3 protein-coding genes are annotated in these 1,802 nt (G+C 40.9%); 2 read left to right on the forward strand and 1 reads right to left on the reverse strand.

Annotated features, from left to right (window positions below):
• Positions 1–134 precede the first annotated feature (134 nt).
• Together F6J94_RS34590 and F6J94_RS34595 are read left to right on the forward strand one after the other, a co-directional pair.
• Complete coding sequence (locus F6J94_RS34590; RefSeq protein ID WP_365940132.1) at positions 135–743, forward strand: response regulator; 609 nt, start codon at positions 135–137, stop codon at positions 741–743.
• Positions 740–1,351 (forward strand): sensor histidine kinase, encoded by a 612-nt coding sequence (locus F6J94_RS34595; RefSeq protein WP_367142321.1) that lies wholly within the window; start codon positions 740–742, stop codon positions 1,349–1,351. The genes F6J94_RS34590 and F6J94_RS34595 overlap by 4 nt, the downstream gene beginning before the upstream one ends.
• A gap of 23 nt (positions 1,352–1,374) precedes the next feature.
• Here the strand turns inward: F6J94_RS34595 and F6J94_RS33545 are convergent, their stop codons facing one another.
• Positions 1,375–1,746, reverse strand: coding sequence for a hypothetical protein (locus F6J94_RS33545; protein ID WP_293048211.1), 372 nt, complete (start codon positions 1,744–1,746; stop codon positions 1,375–1,377).
• Between the last annotated feature and the right edge of the window lie 56 nt (positions 1,747–1,802).

Genomic DNA, 1,802 nt, shown 5'->3' on the forward strand with positions numbered 1-1,802 from the left:
ACCAACTTCACTATTTTGGTGATTGATGATAATCCCACCAATTTAGGAGTAGCTGTTGATTATTTGGAAGATGCTGGTTTGACGATTTTGGTAGCCCGCAATGGTGAGAGTGGCTTGAAATAATTTTGCTGGATGTGTTGATGCCAGGGATGGATGGCTTTGAAACCTGCCGCCGTTTGAAAGCAGATGACGAAACCAAAGATATTCCTGTAATTTTTATGACGGCTTTATCCGGTATAGAGGATAAGGTGAAAGGATTTGAGCTTGGGGGAGTCGATTATCTGACTAAACCGATTCAGTCACAGGAGGTGTTAGCAAGAGTCAAGGTACATTTACAACTGCGTTCTTTGACCAAAACCCTTGAAGACCAAACCAAGACATTGGAAGAGCAGAATCGACGTCTGAAAAACGAAATCAAACAGCGCATGGAAGTGGAAGCAGAACTGAACGAAACCCTGCAACAGCTGCAAGCTACTCAAGACGAGTTGATCCAATCTGAAAAAATGGCTGCTCTCGGACAATTAGTAGCTGGAGTTGCTCATGAAATTAACACTCCTTTAGGTGCTATTAACTCCTCAGTTAGGAATCTTGCTAACTTTTTAGCTCACCACCTCAAGCAGTTACCTTCCTTTTTTCAAGCACTTTCCAAGGAACGCCAATCGGATTTCTTTACCTTACTAGAACGCTCCAGCCAACAAACGACTCCTTTATCTACTCGGAACGTCAAATCAGAAAAGCCTTGACCGGCCAGATGACATCCCACTCGATTCAGAAAGCAGCAAAACTCGCCAATATTTTAGTAGGAATTGGGGTTTGGGACGACCTACACCCTTTGTTGCCTCTACTGAAAGACCCAGAGGGAGAAAAAATTTTACAAACTGCCTATCAATTTGCTAATCTCCAAACCAGTACCCGTAACATTGTTACCGCTGCTGAACGAGCTGCTAAAGTGGTGTTTGCCCTGAAAAATTATGCCCATGATGATTCTAGTGGTAACAAGATAGAGGCAAATATTATTGAAGGGATTGATACTATTTTAACTCTCTATTATAACCAACTCAAATACGGTGTAGAAGTAATCATAAATTATGAGGATTCCTTGCCTGCTATTCTTTGCTATCCCGACCAACTTAATCAAGTTTGGACGAACTTGATTCACAATGGCATTCAAGCTATGGATAGTAAGGGAACTTTAACCATTGATGTTAGACAGCAGGATGATAAGATTAAGGTCAGTTTCACTGATAGTGGTAAAGGAATTCCTCCGGAGGTTATACCAAAAATATTTCAGCCTTTTTTTACGACTAAACCCCCTGGAGAAGGCAGGGCTGTTTCATTATCAATAAAATAGAAGATAATCGGAGATAATTACTCTTAAGTACAAAAACTGAGGATATACTTCAGATTATGGCTTATTTCACTGATTGCTGCCTTAATCGAGTCAAAGCCATGTGCTCGAATAAGGGTTAAAACCCAGGTTTTGAGCAAAGATAAGTTTTTTGGAGCAAATCCTGATCTTTGGGGACTAATATCTTCCTCGTAAATGACATCTTTGACCCAATGAAGAGAATTTTCAATCAGCCAATGTCCAAGGCCTAAGGCCACGCTACGCGAACGAATGCCATCGACCAAACGACGAGATTGAGGAGATTTTGAAGAAAGATAATAACTAATGCTTTTGAATGGTTCATTACCACGAGTTCCACTGCGTTTAAAGTTACCGTAAGGTAGTGGAGCCTTAATCAACAAGTTTTAACCCTTCTATGCATAGCCTGTCAACCATAAAGGCTCCACAACAATCA

The organism is Moorena sp. SIO1F2 (genome assembly GCF_010672755.1).
In the GTDB taxonomy this organism is placed as follows: Bacteria; Cyanobacteriota; Cyanobacteriia; order Cyanobacteriales; family Coleofasciculaceae; genus Moorena.